The organism is Streptomyces sp. NBC_01429, from assembly GCF_036231945.1.
Classification (GTDB): Bacteria; Actinomycetota; Actinomycetes; order Streptomycetales; family Streptomycetaceae; genus Streptomyces.
Window position 1 is genome coordinate 4,697,323 of record NZ_CP109599.1, and the last position, 16,636, is coordinate 4,713,958.

Annotated in this window: 17 protein-coding genes; 13 read left to right on the forward strand and 4 right to left on the reverse strand. The window is 69.6% G+C overall.

The window, feature by feature from the left end; translation table 11 throughout:
- The first annotated feature begins 2 nt into the window (after positions 1-2).
- Complete coding sequence (gene resB / locus OG627_RS20550; RefSeq protein WP_329067198.1) at positions 3-1,820, forward strand: cytochrome c biogenesis protein ResB; 1,818 nt, start codon at positions 3-5, stop codon at positions 1,818-1,820.
- Complete coding sequence (ccsB, locus tag OG627_RS20555) at positions 1,817-2,902, forward strand: c-type cytochrome biogenesis protein CcsB (RefSeq protein WP_329067200.1); 1,086 nt, start codon at positions 1,817-1,819, stop codon at positions 2,900-2,902. The genes resB and ccsB overlap by 4 nt, the downstream gene beginning before the upstream one ends.
- Before the next feature lie 83 nt (positions 2,903-2,985).
- On the opposite strand, the gene OG627_RS20560 is transcribed toward ccsB, so the two are convergent.
- Positions 2,986-3,402: a PLD nuclease N-terminal domain-containing protein gene (locus tag OG627_RS20560; RefSeq protein WP_329067202.1), complete on the reverse strand. Its 417-nt coding sequence runs from the start codon at positions 3,400-3,402 to the stop codon at positions 2,986-2,988.
- Positions 3,403-3,571: 169 nt separating this feature from the next.
- Here OG627_RS20560 and OG627_RS20565 point away from each other — a divergent pair, with 169 nt between their 5' ends.
- A complete protein-coding gene (locus OG627_RS20565) occupies positions 3,572-5,023 on the forward strand; it encodes a menaquinone biosynthesis decarboxylase (protein WP_329067203.1) in 1,452 nt (483 codons plus the stop codon).
- A complete protein-coding gene (mqnP, locus tag OG627_RS20570) occupies positions 5,020-5,925 on the forward strand; it encodes a menaquinone biosynthesis prenyltransferase MqnP (RefSeq protein ID WP_329067206.1) in 906 nt (301 codons plus the stop codon). Before OG627_RS20565 ends, mqnP begins: the two co-directional genes overlap by 4 nt.
- A 31-nt stretch (positions 5,926-5,956) precedes the next feature.
- Here mqnP and OG627_RS20575 read toward each other — a convergent pair whose 3' ends face one another.
- The gene (locus OG627_RS20575) at positions 5,957-6,562 is read right to left on the reverse strand and encodes a rhomboid family intramembrane serine protease (RefSeq protein WP_443073511.1); all 606 of its coding nucleotides are present in this window, start codon (positions 6,560-6,562) and stop codon (positions 5,957-5,959) included.
- A gap of 83 nt (positions 6,563-6,645) precedes the next feature.
- On the opposite strand from OG627_RS20575, the gene OG627_RS20580 reads away from it, so the two are divergent.
- The 6 genes from OG627_RS20580 (at position 6,646) to OG627_RS20605 (ending at position 11,848) form a co-directional block, all read left to right on the forward strand.
- Complete coding sequence (locus tag OG627_RS20580) at positions 6,646-7,344, forward strand: UbiX family flavin prenyltransferase (protein WP_329067208.1); 699 nt, start codon at positions 6,646-6,648, stop codon at positions 7,342-7,344.
- A gap of 95 nt (positions 7,345-7,439) precedes the next feature.
- Positions 7,440-7,892 (forward strand): Lrp/AsnC family transcriptional regulator, encoded by a 453-nt coding sequence (locus OG627_RS20585; RefSeq protein WP_114625838.1) that lies wholly within the window; start codon positions 7,440-7,442, stop codon positions 7,890-7,892.
- Between the two features lie 99 nt (positions 7,893-7,991).
- The gene (gene mqnE / locus OG627_RS20590; protein WP_443073512.1) at positions 7,992-9,170 is read left to right on the forward strand and encodes an aminofutalosine synthase MqnE; all 1,179 of its coding nucleotides are present in this window, start codon (positions 7,992-7,994) and stop codon (positions 9,168-9,170) included.
- Positions 9,171-9,183: 13 nt separating this feature from the next.
- Positions 9,184-9,714, forward strand: coding sequence for a GNAT family N-acetyltransferase (locus OG627_RS20595; RefSeq protein ID WP_329067215.1), 531 nt, complete (start codon positions 9,184-9,186; stop codon positions 9,712-9,714).
- Between the two features lie 94 nt (positions 9,715-9,808).
- The gene (locus OG627_RS20600) at positions 9,809-10,117 is read left to right on the forward strand and encodes a DUF4229 domain-containing protein (protein ID WP_329067216.1); all 309 of its coding nucleotides are present in this window, start codon (positions 9,809-9,811) and stop codon (positions 10,115-10,117) included.
- A gap of 354 nt (positions 10,118-10,471) precedes the next feature.
- On the forward strand, positions 10,472-11,848 hold the full coding sequence (locus OG627_RS20605; protein WP_329067218.1) for a dicarboxylate/amino acid:cation symporter: 1,377 nt from the start codon (positions 10,472-10,474) through the stop codon (positions 11,846-11,848).
- 188 nt (positions 11,849-12,036) lie between these two features.
- Here the strand turns inward: OG627_RS20605 and OG627_RS20610 are convergent, their stop codons facing one another.
- Positions 12,037-12,240 carry a cold-shock protein gene (locus tag OG627_RS20610; protein WP_017948713.1) on the reverse strand — a complete coding sequence of 68 codons (204 nt, stop codon included), beginning with the start codon at positions 12,238-12,240 and terminating at the stop codon, positions 12,037-12,039.
- A gap of 464 nt (positions 12,241-12,704) precedes the next feature.
- Here OG627_RS20610 and OG627_RS20615 point away from each other — a divergent pair, with 464 nt between their 5' ends.
- The 3 genes from OG627_RS20615 to OG627_RS20625 all read left to right on the forward strand — a co-directional run bounded on the left by OG627_RS20615 (position 12,705) and on the right by OG627_RS20625 (position 15,373).
- On the forward strand, positions 12,705-13,517 hold the full coding sequence (locus OG627_RS20615) for a menaquinone biosynthetic enzyme MqnA/MqnD family protein (RefSeq protein ID WP_329072828.1): 813 nt from the start codon (positions 12,705-12,707) through the stop codon (positions 13,515-13,517).
- A 209-nt stretch (positions 13,518-13,726) separates the two neighbouring features.
- Entirely contained in the window at positions 13,727-14,941 is a 1,215-nt protein-coding gene (gene mqnC / locus OG627_RS20620) for a cyclic dehypoxanthinyl futalosine synthase (protein WP_329067220.1), read from the forward strand.
- 15 nt (positions 14,942-14,956) lie between these two features.
- Positions 14,957-15,373: an imidazolonepropionase-like domain-containing protein gene (locus OG627_RS20625; RefSeq protein WP_329067221.1), complete on the forward strand. Its 417-nt coding sequence runs from the start codon at positions 14,957-14,959 to the stop codon at positions 15,371-15,373.
- Positions 15,374-15,414: 41 nt separating this feature from the next.
- Here the strand turns inward: OG627_RS20625 and OG627_RS20630 are convergent, their stop codons facing one another.
- Positions 15,415-16,464, reverse strand: coding sequence for a chitinase (locus OG627_RS20630; RefSeq protein ID WP_329067223.1), 1,050 nt, complete (start codon positions 16,462-16,464; stop codon positions 15,415-15,417).
- Between the last annotated feature and the right edge of the window lie 172 nt (positions 16,465-16,636).

Consider the following 16,636-nt stretch of genomic DNA (forward strand, 5'->3'; position numbering starts at 1 on the left):
CCATGAGCAAGGCTTCGACGAGCGACACCGGGCACGACGGCACGGATACGAGCCGGGGTGCGGATACGGGTACGGGCAAGGACAGCGGCATCGCCGGGGCCGCCGGCAGAACGGCCGGGTCCGTCGCCCGCGACGCCCGCGACGCGCGGGACGCCCGCGAACTCGGCGACGCCGGGTCCCAGCTCTCCACCGCCCCCCGCGAGGAGCGCGAGGAGACCGCCATCGGCGGCCCCACCCTCGGCGTCATCGGCTGGATCCGCTGGTTCTGGCGACAGCTCACCTCCATGCGCGTGGCGCTGATCCTGCTCTTCCTGCTCTCCCTCGGCGCCATCCCCGGCTCCCTGATCCCGCAGAGCAGCGTGGACGAGCTGAAGGTCCAGGACTTCAAGGACCAGCACCAGACGCTCGCCCCGATCTACGACAAGCTCCAGCTCTTCCACGTCTACAGCTCGGTGTGGTTCTCCGCGATCTACATCCTGCTGTTCATCTCCCTGATCGGCTGCATCGTCCCGCGCACCTGGCAGTTCGTCGGCCAGCTGCGCGGCCGGCCGCCGGGCGCGCCCAAACGGCTCACCCGGCTGCCCGCGTACACCACCTGGCGCACGACGGCGGAGCCGGAGGCGGCCCGCGAGGCCGCGCTCGCGATGCTCAGGAAGCGCCGCTACCGCGCCCACACCGTCGGTGACGCCGTGGCCGCGGAGAAGGGCTACCTCCGCGAGGCGGGGAACCTGATCTTCCACATCTCGCTGATCGTGCTGCTCACCGCCTTCGCCACCGGACAGCTGTTCAAGTCCGAGGGCGGCAAGCTGATCGTCGAGGGCGACGGCTTCTCCAACACCCTCACCCAGTACGACGACTTCAAGTCCGGCTCCCTGTTCGACACGGAGAACCTCGCACCGTTCAGCTTCGGCCTGGACAAGTTCACCGGGACGTACGAGCGCAGCGGGCCGCAGCTGGGGACCCCGCGCGTCTACCGGGCCGATGTCCACTACAGCGAGGGACCCGGCGGTACGGAGAAGAAGACGTCCATCGAGGTCAACAAGCCCCTCGTGGTCGACGGCTCGAAGGTCTACCTGATCGGCCACGGGTACGCCCCCGTCGTCACCGTCAGGGACGGCAAGGGCGCGGTGGTCTTCAAGGGCGCCGTCCCGCTGCTGCCCATCGACAGCAACGTCTCCTCCACGGGCGCCATCAAGGTGATGGACGGCTACCGCGACAAGAACGGCAAGAAGGAGCAGCTCGGCTTCGCCGCGTTCTTCGTGCCGACCTACGGCGGCGGCGAGGGCGGCGCCACCACGATGTTCTCCCGGTTCCCCGCCCTCGACTTCCCGGTGCTCAACGTCGGCGCTTACCACGGTGACCTCGGCGTGGACGCCGGGCTGCCGCAGAACGTGTACCAGCTCAACACCCGCAAGATGAAGGCGTTCAAGGACTCCAAGGGCGAGGTCCTGAAGAAGACCCTGCTGCCGGGCGACAAGCTCACGCTGCCGGACGGCGCCGGATCCATCACCTTCGAGAAGGACGTCAAGGAGTGGGCCAGCTTCCAGATCTCGCACCAGCCGGGTGACGGCTGGGCGCTCGCCGGAGCGGTCGCCGCCATCGTCGGCCTCGCCGGTTCGCTCTTCATCCAGCGCCGCCGGATCTGGGTCCGTACGGTACGGGCCGCCGACGGCGTCACCGTCGTGGAGATGGCGGGACTCGGCCGCAGCGAGTCCGCCAAGCTCCCCGAGGAACTGGCCGATCTGGCCTACACCCTCAATTCAGAGGCGCCCACCGCGCCTGATTCCGCAGAAGAGAATGCCGGAGGGGCCGAGAAGTGAATCTCGCCGCCGCAACCAATGAGAATCTGGCGAACACCAGCAATGTGCTGATCTATTCGTCGATGGCCGTCTACATGCTGGCCTTCTTCGCGCACATCGCCGAGTGGCTGTTCGGCAGCCGCTCCAAGACCGCCAGAACCGCCGCCGCGCTCACCGGTGACGCCGACTCCGCCGCCGTGAGCCCCGCGAAGGCGGAGAAGGAGCGCAAGGGCGGTACGGCCGTCCTGGAGCGGCCGAAGGTCATCACCCGCTCCGCGCCCGGAACCCGCGACATCCCGGACGGCCCCGGCGCGGCCGGCGGCGACGAGCAGGGCGATCTGTACGGCCGGATCGCCATCTCCCTCACCGTCCTCGCCTGGGCGATCGAGGCCGCCGGTGTGCTCGCCCGCGCGCTGTCCGTGCAGCGGGCGCCGTGGGGCAACATGTACGAGTTCAACATCACCTTCTCCACGGTGGCCGTGAGCGTCTATCTCGCGTTCCTCGTGATGAAGAAGAACGTCCGCTGGCTCGGCCTGCCGCTGGTCACCACGGTCCTGCTCGACCTCGGCCTCGCCGTCACCGTCCTCTACACCGACAGCGACCAGCTCGTCCCCGCGCTCCACTCGTACTGGCTGTGGATCCACGTCTCCACCGCGATCTTCTGCGGCGCCGTGTTCTACGTCGGCGCCGCCGCCACGGTCCTCTACCTCTTCCGTGAGCGCTACGAGTCGAAGCTCGCCGCCGGTCTCCAGCCCGGCGCCTTCGCCACCTCCGTCATGGAGCGGCTGCCCGCCTCGGCGACGCTCGACAAGTTCGGCTACCGCGTCAACGCCGCGGTCTTCCCGCTGTGGACCTTCACCATCATCGCGGGCGCGATCTGGGCGGGCGACGCCTGGGGCCGTTACTGGGGCTGGGACCCCAAGGAGGTCTGGTCCTTCATCACCTGGGTCGCGTACGCCAGCTATCTGCACGCCCGCGCCACCGCAGGCTGGAAGGGCCGCAAGGCCGCCTATCTGGCGCTGCTCGCCTTCGGCTGCTGGCTGTTCAACTACTACGGCGTGAACATCTTCGTGACCGGCAAGCACTCGTACGCGGGCGTCTGACCGTACGGACACAGGAAGGCGCCCCCCGCCACGGAACCCGGCGGGGGCGCCTTCCTTCGTACGTCCTTACGTGGAACCCGTCTTCAGGGCTTCGGCGGAGTGTCGTCCGCGCTGCCGGTGCTGCCCTTGCCGTTCTCGCGGCGCTCGATCTCCTCCTCGCGGCGGCGCAGGTCGGCTTCCCACTGCTCCAGATGCGAGGAGCCGGCACCGCTCTCCTCGCTCTCCTTCTTCTCGCCCTTGTCGTCCTTCTCGTCCTTCAGGGACTTGAGGAATTCCGGGTTGTCGTCCGGCGCGATCCAGCCGCCCCGGCGGGCCGGGGTCGTGCGGTCCCGGCCGACGATCAGCCAGGAGACCGAGCCGACCAGCGGAAAGAGCAGCACCAGGATCGCCCAGATGGGTTTCGGGAGAAAACGGATCTCCTTCTCATCGGTGGTGATGCAGTCGATGAAGGCGTAGATGCTGAGAGCCAGCGGCACCAGAAACATCAGCACCCGAAGCATGGAGGTCCCCCCTGCGCATGGAGATCGAGACCGGGTAACGGCCCCCCTGATACGTCAAGAGTAACGAGTGGGCGCCAGGACCTTGACCCGTAGGAGCCGACGACGTTCCCCGCGCGCCACCGTGCCGCCCCCGGAAGATCGCGCGGGGGAGGATGACACACTGGAGCGCATGGCTTACGACGATCTTCGCTCGCTCCTCCGGGCGCTGGAGCGCGACGGCGACCTCAAGCGCATCAAGGCCGAAGTCGACCCGTACCTGGAGGTCGGGGAGATCGTCGACCGGGTGCACAAGGCCGGTGGGCCCGCGCTCCTCTTCGAGAACGTACGGGGCTCCTCGATGCCCCTGGCGATGAACGTGTACGGCACGGACCGCAGGCTGCTCAAGGCGCTCGGGCTGAAGGCGTACAGCGACATCAGCGACAAGATCGGCGGGCTGCTCAAGCCGGAGCTGCCGCAGGGCTTCATCGGGGTGCGCGAGGCGTTCGGCAAGCTCGGCTCCATGGCGCACGTACCGCCGAAGAAGATCAAGGACGCGCCGGTCCAGGAAGTGGTCCTCACCGGCGACGACGTGGACCTCGACCAGCTGCCCGCGCTGTTCACCTGGCCCGAGGACGGCGGGTCGTTCTTCAACCTCGGGCTGACGCACACCAAGCACCCCGAGACCGGCGTCCGCAACCTCGGGCTCTACCGGCTCCAGCGACACGACCGGCGCACCATCGGGATGCACTGGCAGATCCACAAGGACAGCCGCAACCACTACCAGGTGGCCGCGAAGCGCGGCGAGCGGCTGCCCGTCGCGATCGCCTTCGGCTGTCCGCCCGCCGTGACGTACGCCTCCACCGCGCCGCTGCCCGGCGACATCGACGAGTACCTCTTCGCGGGCTTCTTGCAGGGCCGGCGCATCGAGATGGTCGACTGCAAGACCGTGCCGCTCCAGGTCCCGGCCAACGCCGAGGTCGTCATCGAGGGGTGGCTGGAGCCGGGGAAGACGCTGCCGGAGGGCCCGTTCGGGGACCACACCGGCTTCTACACCCCGCAGGAGGAGTTCCCGGCGCTCACCATCGACTGCGTGACGATGCGCAGGCGCCCGCTGCTCCAGTCGATCGTGGTCGGCAGGCCGCCGACCGAGGACGGGCCGCTGGGACGGGCGACGGAACGGTTCTTCCTGCCGCTGCTGAAGATCATCGTGCCGGACATCGTGGACTACCACCTGCCCGAGTCCGGCGGCTTCCACAACTGTGCGATCGTCTCGATCGACAAGAAGTACCCCAAGCACGCGCAGAAGGTGATGCACGCGATCTGGGGTGCGCACATGATGTCGCTGACCAAACTGATCGTGGTCGTCGACGCGGACTGCGATGTCCACGATCTGCACGAGGTGTCCTGGCGGGCGCTCGGCAACACCGACTACGCGCGCGACCTCACCGTGGTGGAGGGACCGGTCGACCATCTCGACCACTCCTCCTACCAGCAGTTCTGGGGCGGCAAGGCGGGCATCGACGCGACGCGCAAGCTCCCCGAGGAGGGGTACACACGGGACGGGGGCTGGCCGGAGATGGTCGAGTCCGACCCGGAGACGGCGGCGAAGGTCGACCGCCGGTGGAGGGAGTACGGGCTGTGACCAGCGCCGCCGCGGCACTGCCGCAACCGCCGAGCAGGACCAGGGGCTTTCTGCGGCTGGTGATGATCGAGCACTCGGTCTTCGCCCTGCCGTTCGCCTATATCGCCGCGCTCACCGCGATGTTCCAGCTCGACGGCGACATCCTCTGGGGCCGGCTGCTGCTGATCACGGTCGCCATGGTCGGACTCCGTACGTTCGCGATGGCCTGCAACCGGATCATCGACCGCGAGATCGACGCCCGTAACCCGCGCACGGCGGGCCGTGAGCTGGTGACGGGCGCGGTGTCGGTGCGGTCGGCCTGGACCGGCGCGCTCATCGCCCTCGCCGTCTTCCTGGGCGCGGCCGCCGCGCTCAACCCGCTGTGCCTGGCGCTGGCGCCCGTCGCGGTGATCCCGATGGTGGTCTATCCGTACGGGAAGAGGTTCACGAACTTCCCGCACGCCATCCTGGGCATCGCCCAGGCCATGGGCCCCGTCGGCGCCTGGCTCGCGGTGACCGGGAGCTGGTCCTGGGACGCGGTGATCCTCGGACTGGCGGTCGGCGTCTGGATCGGCGGCTTCGACCTGATCTTCGCCTGCCAGGACGTCCAGGCGGACCGCGCGCACGGAGTGAAGTCCGTGCCGGCCCGCTTCGGCATCCCGGCCGCGCTGTACGGGGCGCGCTGCGCCCATGTCGTCACCTCGGCGCTGCTGGTCTGGTACGCGGTGGCCACGGACGCCGGGGCGTTCTTCTGGATCGGGCTGGCGATCGTCGGCGGAGCCTTCCTCTACGAGCACACGATCGTGAAGCCGCACGACCTCTCGCGGCTGAACCGGGCGTTCTTCTCCGTGAACGGCTTCATCGGGATCGCCCTGTTCGTGTGCGCGCTGTGCGATCTGCTGGCGCGCGGCCTCACGGTCTGAGCCGACCGGGCCCGCCAGGACTGACGGGCCGTCAGCTTATTCGTTCGTTGATCGGCGGCGGCCTGCGGTACATGAACGCCGCCATCACCCCGCCGATCAGCCCGAAGAGATGGCCCTGCCAGCTGACGGCCGAGTTGGTCGGCAGCACGCCCCACAGCGCGGAGCCGTAGAACAGGAGCACCAGCAGACCGGTGACGATGTCCACCGCGTTGCGATCGACGAAGCCCCGCACCAGCAGATAGCCGAGCAGACCGAAGACGACGCCCGAGGCGCCCGCCGTCACCGTGTGGTCGGCCGCGGTGATCCAGACGCCGAGACCGCCGACGACCATGATGGTGAGGACGACGGCGGCGAAGCGGCGCAGCCCGGTCAGCGCGGCGAGGAAGCCGAGGATCAGCAGCGGCACGGTGTTGGACATGAGGTGGTCGAAGCCGTGGTGCAGGAAGGCCATCGGGATGACGTCGCGCAGCTCGCCGAACTCCCGGGGGCTCAGCCCGTAGGTGGCGAGCGCGTCCGTCGAGCTGTTCACCGCCTCGATGACCCAGAGCAGCGCGACCCAGCCGATCATCAGCGCCGCGGCCGGTTTCATGCGCGCGGCCCGGCCCTTCTGGGTCGAATCCACGGTCGGATACGGCATCTCAGCCCCCCTCGGTCCTGTCCTCTGAACGTCCGGGGGCCGCTGTCGGTTCCGGCCCGGGGGCGCCGGATAGGCTCGGATCCGTGAAGCCCGGACCGTACGCAGACCAGCAGAGCCCGCGACAGCCCCGGCGGCCCTGGGTCGTCGGGGTCTCCGGCGCGTCGGGGACGCCGTACGCCGCCGCCGTGCTGCGCGGTCTGCTGGACGCCGGACAGCGCGTGGATCTCGTGGTGAGCCGCGCGTCGCGGCTGACGCTGCTGGACGAGACGGGCATCGCCTTCCGCGACGCGCACTGGCGCGACGATCTGCGGACCTGGCTGGCGCGGGGCGCCGACGGGAAGCCGGACACCTTCGACCCGTGCCTGGACGACGTGCGGCACTGGAGCGCCGGTGACCTGGCCGCCGGGCCGTCCTCCGGCTCGTATCCCGTCCAGGGGATGCTGATCGTGCCCGCGTCGACGGCGTGCGTGGCCGGGGTGGCGCTCGGCCTCTCGAAGGACCTGCTCCAGCGCGCGGCGAGCGTGACCCTGAAGGAGCGCCGCAGGCTGGTCGTCGCCGTACGGGAGACGCCGCTGAACGGGCAGACGCTCAGGCACCTCGTGGCGCTGGACGAGGCCGGGGCCGTGGTGCTGCCCGCCTCCCCGGCGTTCTACGCGGGCGCGACGCACATCCAGGACCTGGTGGACTTCGTCGCCGGGCGGGTGCTGGACGCGGCGGGGGTGGCGCACGGGCTGTACCGCCGCTGGGAAGGCGAACTGGGCGGTTCCCGCGCCGACAGCTAAGTTCAATCCGCTAATTCGCAGGTATTGGGCTACCCATGCCTTAGATTAGCTGTGTATACTCGCTTGATATCTGAACAATGGAAGGCTTCATTCCCATGGACACCGTGGACAGGCAGCTCATCCAGGCACTCAGGGAGAACGGCAGAGCCTCCTACGCCGAGCTGGGCCGGCTCGTCGGGCTCTCCGGGCCCAGCGTCACCGACCGCATCAACCGGCTCGAAACGGCGGGCGTCATCACCGGCTACCGCGCGACGGTCGACTCGGCCTCGCTCGGGCTCGGTGTCACCGCGCTGATCGGGATCTCCCTCTCCGACGCGGCCGACCACGAGGACGTGGCCCGCCGGATGCGCGATCTCGGGGAGATCGAGGACTGCTGGTTCATCGCGGGCGACGACTCGTACATGCTCAAGGTCAGGGCCGGTGACGTGGACGGCCTGGAGAAGACGATCGGCCGGCTGAGCGGCACGAAGGGCGTCTCCCGGACCCGTACCACCATCGTTCTCTCCACGAAGTGGGAGAACCGGGTCGGTGAACTTCCCGAGGAGTGAGCCCGCGCCCGGGCTCCGCCGGAGGGCCGCCTCGGGTGTTGTCGGTCGGGGGGCGTAGGCTCGGACGGCCCGATTGGTAGACGTATGGGAGGCGGCCTGATGACTGCATCTGTCCAGGATGTAGGTCGCAAGCGCGAGCTGGAGGAGAAGGTCAGGGCCGGTGAGCGGCTGACCCGTGAGGACGGCATCGCCCTCTACGAGTCGGACGACCTGGCCTGGCTCGGCGGCCTCGCGCACGAGGTGCGCACGCGCAAGAACGGCGACGTGGTCCACTTCAACGTCAACCGTCACCTCAACATGACGAACGTGTGCACGGCGTCCTGCGCCTACTGCTCGTTCCAGCGCAAGCCGGGCGAGAAGGACGCGTACACGATGCGCATCGAGGAGGCCGTCCGCCTCGCCAAGGCGATGGAGGGCGAGAGCCTCACCGAGCTGCACATCGTCAACGGCCTGCACCCCACGCTGCCCTGGCGCTACTACCCGCGCTCGCTCAGCGCGCTCAAGGAAGCCCTCCCGCAGGTCTCCCTGAAGGCGTTCACCGCCACCGAGATCCACCACTTCGAGACGATCTCGGGACTCTCGGCCTCCGAGATCCTCGACGAGCTGATCGAGGCCGGGCTGGAATCCCTGACCGGCGGCGGCGCCGAGATCTTCGACTGGGAGGTCCGCCAGCACATCGTGGACCACAACACCCACTGGGAAGACTGGTCGCGCATCCACCGGCTGGCCCACGAGAAGGGGCTCAAGACCCCGGCCACGATGCTCTACGGCCACATCGAGGAGCCCCGCCACCGGGTGGACCACGTGCTGCGGCTGCGCGAACTCCAGGACGAGACCGGCGGCTTCCAGGTCTTCATCCCGCTGCGCTACCAGCACGACTTCGTGGACATGAAGGACGGCAAGGTCCGCAACCGCCTCCAGGCCCGTACGACGATGGCCACCGGCGCCGAGGCCCTGAAGACCTTCGCGGTCTCCCGGCTGCTCTTCGACAACGTGCCGCACGTCAAGGTCTTCTGGGTGATGCACGGCGTCCAGACCGCGCAGCTCGCGCTCCAGCACGGCGCGGACGACATGGACGGCTCCGTCGTCGAGTACAAGATCACCCACGACGCGGACAACTACGGCACGCCCAACAAGCTCGGCCGTGACGACCTGCTCGACCTGATCCGCGACGCGGGCTTCCGTCCCGTCGAGCGCAACACCCGGTACGAGATCATCCGCGAGTACCCCGGTCCCGACGCGGACCGTCGCGAGTCTCCCCAGCCGATGCGGGTCTGAGGCGGCCGGTTCGATGGCACTCACCTTCACGCTGGACCCGCCGGTCGACCGCGCCCTGCGCGACGGCATCCTCGCCCTGTGGGTCGACGTCACCCACGCGGGCGGCGCGGTCGGCTTCGTACCGCCGGTGACGGCCGAGGCGATCCGGCCCGAGCTGGTCAAGCACTTCGCCGCGATGGCCGAGGGCCGCTGCCGGCTGCTGGTCGGGTACGACGAGGAGGGCGCCGTCGCGGCGACGGCGTTCCTCGTGCTCAACACCCACCAGCTGATGCGCCACTGGCTCTGGCTGTACACGGTCATGGTGCACCCGCGCCACCAGGGCCGGGGATACGGCCGCGACCTCCTGGCGGCGGCGGCCGGATCCGCCCGGTCCATCGACGGCATCGAGTCGATCCGGCTCACCTGCCGGGGCGGTACGGGCCTGGACGCGTTCTACGCCGGGTGCGGCTACAAGGAGGTCGGGCGGGTGCCCGACGCGATCAGGGTCGCCCCGGGGGACGACCGCGACGACATCATGATGACGCTCCCGCTGAACCGGTACTGAACGGGGCGTGCTTGACTGTTCGGGCAACACGCACTCGGATACGCGCAGGCACCAGCCGGATACGCGCAAGCATCAGGAAGAGAGAAGGCCCGCTGTGACCGCTGCGAAGACGAACGCCACCATCCGGTACACGGCGATGCGCTTCGGCATCTTCGTCCTCTGCTTCGCCGCTGTCGCCCTCCTGGTGCAGTTCGGCGTCCTGCCCAAGGGTCTCGGCGACTCCAACTTCGTGTGGGTGCCGCTGCTCGCCATCATCATCTCGGCGCCGCTCAGCTTCGTCCTGCTGCGCAAGCAGCGCGACGCGATGTCCGAGCAGCTCGCCCCCAAGGTCGACCACGCGAAGTCCAGGCTGGACGCCCGGCTGGAGAGCAGCCGCACGCAGGAGGACGGCGCCCTCCAGTAGGCGCCCGCCGCGCGTTCCGCGCCCGTACGACACCCCACCGCACCCCGGCTCCGGAGACCTCCGGAGCCGGGGTGCGGTGTTTCGCGGCCCCGTCCGACGTGACCCAAAGGCGAGCTTTGAGGTTCTCAAAGTTCAAGTGTTAACGTGTTCGACATGAAGACAGCAGTGCGTCCCCGCCACGACATGGGCTCCCCGCTCGTGGCGCGCCTGCATGTCGATCTCTGCCGCTGTATGTCCGCGGTCTGTTGCCGTTCGGTCTGACCCGGCATCATGCAGCGGCGCCCTCTTCGAGGCGCGCGCCGCACCCCTGTCCCGTTCCCGTATGACCTGATACGCCACGTCTGGAGTGTGTCCGTGTCCGCGACCCCCGCGCCCACGTCCCCGGCCCCCGCCGATGAGCCGTCCGGCTCTCCCCGTTCCGGTTCCGGGGGGCCGAGACTCCCCAGGGTCCCGTTCTGGGCGCAGATCGTCGCCGGTCTGGTCCTCGGTGTCCTGCTCGGCTGGCTCGCCCGCAGCCAGGACGTCGGCTGGCTGTACACGACGCTCGACAAGACGGGCAGCATCTTCGTCCAGCTGCTCAAGCTGGCCGTCGCGCCGCTCGTGTTCTTCGCGATCCTGGTGTCGATCACCAATCTGCGCAAGGTCAACAACGCGGCGAGGCTCGCCTCCCGCACCCTGCTCTGGTTCATGATCACCTCGCTGATAGCGGTCGCCATCGGCCTGGCGATCGGCCTGATCACCAACCCCGGCGCCGGCACCGGCCTCACCCCCAGGGACGGCAAGGCGCCCGAGGGCTCCGGCTCCTGGATCGACTTCCTGACCGGCATCGTCCCGACGGACGTCATCACCCCCTTCACCGAGCTGAAGGTGCTCCAGATCGTCTTCATGGCCGCCGTCGCCGGCATCGCCGCCCTGAAGCTCGGCGAGAAGGCGCAGCCGATCCTGACCCTCAGCGAGGCCGTGCTGGAACTCCTCCAGAAGGCCCTGTGGTGGGTCATCCGGCTCGCCCCGATCGGCACCATCGGCCTCATCGGCTTCGCCATCGCGGACTACGGCTGGGACCTCATCGGCAAGTACGCGACCTTCACCGCCGATGTCTACATCGGCTGCGCGCTGGTCCTCTTCGGCGTCTACCCGCTGCTGCTCGCGACGGTCGCCAAGGTCAACCCGCTCCAGTTCTACAAGGGTGCCTGGCCGGCCATCCAGCTCGCCTTCGTCTCGCGCTCCTCGGTCGGCACCATGCCCGTCACGCAGAAGGTCACCGAGCGCCTCGGCGTCCCCAAGGAGTACGCGTCCTTCGCCGTGCCGTTCGGCGCGACGACCAAGATGGACGGCTGCGCGGCGATCTACCCGGCGCTCGCCGCGATCTTCATCGCGCAGATCTTCGACGTCCAGCTGGGCATCCAGGACTATCTGCTGATCGCCTTCGTCTCGGTCGTCGGCTCGGCGGCCACCGCCGGGCTCACCGGCGCGACGGTCATGCTGACGCTGACCCTCTCGACGCTCGGCCTCCCGCTGGAGGGCGTGGGGCTGCTGATGGCCATCGACCCGATCCTGGACATGATGCGGACGGCCACCAACGTGGCGGGCCAGGCGCTGGTCCCGGTCGTCGTCGCGGCGCGCGAGAAGATCCTCGACCACGACGCGTACAACTCGGCCTCGGCCTCGCCGGTGGACGAGTTCGGCGGCGCCGGTGCCACGCACGAGGAGAAGGTGCCGGTCGCCGTCTGACCGTCCCGGGGACCACTGGCGGGCGGGGCCGGGGTTCGTATACGAATCACGGCCCCGGCTGCGCCCGTACGGCACCGGTCCCGCCCCTGCTCCGCACACACAGGCAGGAGCCCTGCTCCCCCACCCGAGTGGGGGAGCAGGGCTCCTTGGTTACTGCGTAAGTCGTGCGCGATCGCCGACCCGGGCAACTAGGCCGGGGTGACGTTCTCCGCCTGCGGGCCCTTCGGACCCTGAGTGACGTCGAAGTTCACGACCTGGTTCTCCTCAAGGGAGCGGAAGCCGGTCGCGTTGATCGCGGAGTAGTGGACGAAGACATCCGGGCCGCCGCCGTCCTGGGCGATGAAGCCGAAGCCCTTTTCAGCGTTGAACCACTTGACGGTTCCGGTAGCCATAAGCCCTCCTTGGGCCAAAGGGTTGCCCTGCTCCAGAACCTGCAAAGAAGTCTGAAAACTACAAAAGCCTGCGGGTCACATGCTCCGCAGGCTCTGTACTGCAAGGGAAACCAAACTGCAACTTGCGGCGAGCCTAGCACGCAGCATGTGGGCAGCGGTAGAGGGAAAGATCACTTCACCCGGACGTTTGTACAGGGCCTTCCGTGCTGACGAATCGGGCGCCGCGCGGGCCCCTGAGCGCCCCCGGATCCGTCCCTGGTACGACACGGGTCTAGCCTCGCGATGTGGACAGTCCCGAGGAAAACACAGCGGCAGGTACGGCGGACACGGCAGACGCGACGCGGGCGGCGGCGCCGCCCGGCTCCGGTACCGGCGCCGGTCCGGGCTCCGGATCGGACTCCCGATCGGACTCCGGCTCCGACGTCCGCCGCGACCCGGGCCGTACCCGTCCCCGCGTCGGGCATATCCAGTTCCTGAACTGCCTCCCCCTCTATTGGGGACTCGCCAGGACCGGATTCCTGCTCGACCTGGAGCTGACGAAGGACACCCCGGAGAAGCTCAGCGAACAGCTGATTCGGGGCGAGCTGGATATCGCCCCCGTCACCCTGGTCGAATTCCTCCGCAACGCCGACGATCTCGTCGCCTTCCCCGATCTCGCGGTCGGCTGCGACGGGCCGGTCATGTCCTGCGTGATCGTCTCGCAGGTGCCGCTGGAGCAGCTCGACGGCGCCCGGGTGGCGCTCGGCTCCACCTCCCGTACGTCGGTCCGGCTGGCGCAGCTGCTGCTCGGCGAGAAGTACGGGGTGCGGCCCGACTACTACACCTGCCCGCCGGACCTCGGCCTGATGATGCAGGAGGCCGAGGCCGGTGTCCTGATCGGCGACGCCGCGCTGCGCGCCTCGCTGCACGACGCGCCCAAGCTCGGCCTCCAGGTCCATGACCTGGGGCAGATGTGGAAGGACTGGACGGGGCTGCCGTTCGTCTTCGCGGTCTGGGCGGCGCGCAAGGACTATCTGGCGCGCGAGCCGTGGCACGTGCGCAAGGCCCACGAGGCGTTCCTCGCCTCCCGGGACCTCTCCCTGGAGGAGGTCGGCCAGGTCGCCAAGCAGGCCGCGCGCTGGGAAGCCTTCGACGCGGAGCTGCTGGAGCGCTACTTCACGACGCTCGACTTCCGCTTCGGCCCCGACCAGCTCGCGGGCGTGCGGGAGTTCGCGCGCCGGGTCGGTCCGACGACGGGGTTCCCGGCCGATGTCCACGTGGAACTGCTCAAGCGCTGACACGGCGGCACCGGCACGGGGGCACCCACACCGAGGCACCCACACCGAGGCGCCGGCACCGGGGCGCCGAACCGCCCGCGCCGGGCCGTCAAGCCCGCGCACCGGGCGGACGAATGCCCTGGCGTAGGCTGGATCGGTCGTCACCGCCCACGCTCCGACCGCACGCTCCACCCCCTCGCACCGCACCACCTCGGGAAGGACCCACCCCAGTGACCGAGAAGGCCGACCTCACGTCCGAACACGTCACTGGCGTCCTCGACCGCGCCGCCGCCGGCGGCCGCATCACCCCCGGGGAAGCGCTCGATCTGTACCGCTCCGCCCCCCTGCACGCGCTGGGCGCCGCCGCCGACGCGGTACGCAGGCGGCGGTACGCGGGGACCGAGCACATCGCGACGTACATCATCGAGCGCAACATCAACTACACCAACGTCTGTGTGACGGCGTGCAAGTTCTGCGCCTTCTACGCCGCGCCCAAGGACACCGACAAGGGCTGGAGCCGCGACCTCGACGACATCCTGCGCCGCTGCGCGGAGACCGTCGAGCTGGGCGGTACGCAGATCATGTTCCAGGGCGGCCACCACCCGGACTACGGCGTCGAGTACTACGAGCAGCACTTCGCCGCGATCAAGAAGGAGTTCCCGCAGCTGGTCATCCACTCGCTGGGCGCCTCCGAGATCGAGCACATGGCCCGGATCTCCAAGGTGCCGGTCGACGAGGCCATCCAGCGGATCCACGCCGCCGGTCTCGACTCCTTCGCCGGCGCGGGCGCCGAGCTGCTGCCCGCCCGGCCGCGCACGGCGATCGCGCCGCTCAAGGAGTCCGGCGAGCGCTGGCTGGAGATCATGGAGATCGCGCACGGCCTGGGCGTCGAGTCCACCTCCACGATGCTGATGGGGACCGGCGAGACCAACGCCGAGCGCATCGAGCACCTGCGGATGATCCGCGACGTACAGGACCGGACGGGCGGCTTCCGCGCGTTCATCCCGTACACCTACCAGCCCGAGAACAACAAGCTGAAGGGCCGGACGCAGGCCACGCTCTTCGAGTACCTGCGGATGATCTCGATCGCGCGCCTCTTCCTCGACAACGTCGCGCACATCCAGGGCTCGTGGCTGACCACCGGCAAGGAGGTCGGCCAGCTGTCGCTGCACTACGGCGCCGACGACCTCGGCTCGATCATGCTGGAGGAGAACGTCGTCTCGTCGGCGGGCGCCAGGCACCGCTCCAACCGGCTGGAGATCATCGACCTGATCCGCAAGGCGGGCCGCGTCCCGGCGCAGCGCGCCACGACGTACGAGCACCTCGTCGTGCACGACGACCCGGCGAACGACCCGGTCGACGAGCGCGTCGTCTCGCACATCTCGTCGACCGCGATCGAGGGCGGTACGGCGCACCCCGAGCTGAAGCTCATCTCCTCCAACTGAGCCGGAGCGTTCACGTTGGAGACCCTGCATGTCGCCGACGAGCCGGGCCGCGCCGTGGTCGTGGCCGGTGACCGGATCGGCGCCGTCGGCACGTACGAGGAGCTGCGCGAGCGGTTCCCCGGCGCCCGGGTGCGGACCTGGCACGGGACCCTCGGGCCCGCTCTGGTCCACGAGGGGCCGCTGCCCGACGCGCCGAGCCCGCGCGAGCGGGTGCACGAGGTGCTGAAGCGGGGAGCGGCGGCGGTGCTGGAACGGTACGCGGCGGAGCCGGGGATCCGGGCCGCAGCGGCCCGGGTGGGCGTCCTGGTGCTGCCCGCCGTGCGCCGCCCGGAGCTGGCGGAGGGGCGACGCGCCGACCTGGCCGTGTTCGACGCGGACGGCCGGTGCGTCGCGACGGTGTGCGCGGGGCGGCTGGTGCACCGCAGGGCGTAGGGCCCCCTCGTGCGGACCTCGCCGGACTCGTGGCCGCGGGCTCAGCCCGCCAGCGCCTTCGCGAAGTCACCCGCCTTCTGCTCGACGCCGCTACAGGTGTCGGACGCCTTGGCCGTCGACACCCCGGCCGCGCACTGCTGATCGCGGAAGGACGCCCACATGGAGAGCGCGCCCACGCCCTCGCTCCGGGCGAAACGGCGCAGTTGGGCGGCGTCCGCGAGGGTGAAGGTCTCGGCGGCCACGTCGTTGACGCCGATCATGGCCGTGATGTGGAGCGACTTCCACGTCTCGGCCGACGACAGACCGAGGATGCCGGAGATCTGGTCGTGGGCGGCGCGGGCCGCCTGCTCCGCGTAGTCGCCCATGTCCCCGTCATCCGATGTGCTGTAGTTCATCGCCATGATGTTGACGGCCGACAGTTCCACGCCCCGCTCCACGGCGTCGGAGAGGACCGCCGTCGCGGTCTTCTCCAGGCCGTCCGGCATCACCGGCAGGGTGTACGTGATGTCGAGGTCGCGGGTCCGCTGGAGTTTGGCGAGCGCCTTGTCGCGCAGGGCGACGGACGCGGTGTCGGTCAGCGCGTCACCCTCGATGTCGAAGTCCGCCTTGCTCGCGCCGACCGCGTCGAGCACCTTCGCGTACGCCGCCGCCAGCTTGTCGGCGCTGCCGCAGGCGAGGGCGAGTTCGGTGCCGGCCGCGCCGCCGAAGGAGACCCGCAGATCGGCGCCGGAGGAGGCGAGCGCCGCCGTACGGGACTGCACGGCCGCGCTGTCGTACGCCGCCGTACCGCCCCAGGTCGGGGTGCAGCTGTCCGCGTCCGCCGCGACGGAGAAGGCCAGGTTGTACGTGCTCGGTGAGCCGGCCGCGTCGGTGGCGGCGACCGTGGTGGCGCTGACGTAGGGCGCGAAGGCCGTGGTGGTGGCCCCGCCGGTCGCGCCGTCGGCCGTCCCGCCGGGCCGGGAGGGTGCCGCGCGCGGCGCCGGCTCCTGGCCGGTGTCGGCGGCGGTGCCCGTGGAACAGGCGGCGCAGACCAGACCCAGCGCGAGCAGTCCGGCCAGCCGGCCGGAACTCCGTCTCGGGGAAATCCGCATGCCGAACGCACCCGCTCTCGTGAGGGAAACAAGGGAGAGAAATGAGCGTCTCACGGCTGAATGTGCGGCCGAATGTGGTGACGCATCGCACAGTTGGCGGGAATCGCGGCGCAGGTGTTCTTCAACTTCCTCTCATGAAGGGCTGGTTAGCTGATGAGAGGGGCGGAGAGGG